The sequence below is a fragment of the Campylobacter lari genome (assembly GCF_004357905.1).
Taxonomy (GTDB): Bacteria; Campylobacterota; Campylobacteria; order Campylobacterales; family Campylobacteraceae; genus Campylobacter_D; species Campylobacter_D lari_D.
On the sequence record NZ_SMTT01000039.1, the window covers coordinates 1 to 364 of the forward strand.

Consider the following 364-nt stretch of genomic DNA (forward strand, 5'->3'; position numbering starts at 1 on the left):
ATACAAAGAGAGAGTTTTTTCATGATTTTACCTTAATTTATAATAACACTTGATTTAGATTAATTGTAATTTAAGAATTGATCAATAGTAAATTTCAATAATATCTACAACTATAAATACTAGGATAACCTAGTATTTATATTTTATATATCACTTACTACACAAGGATTCATAGTTTTAAATCCATCATTAACTATGCAAGTTACTGCTCTTTTTCTCGTGACAGCCTTATCTACATCTTTTTCTTTTCTAATTTTTTTTATCACAAGTCCACCATCTGATTTCAAATTATCGCTAGTTGATAAATAAATATTATTTTCTATAAAAGGTAAATCTTTTTTAGATTTTTCTTTTTTCACTGGAG

General features: G+C 23.9%; 1 protein-coding gene. It reads right to left on the minus strand.

Annotated features, from left to right (window positions below):
- Window positions 1-143 precede the first annotated feature (143 nt).
- Window positions 144-364 (minus strand): hypothetical protein (locus E2O22_RS07855; protein WP_133319981.1); only part of this gene is annotated, 221 nt, incomplete at its 5' end.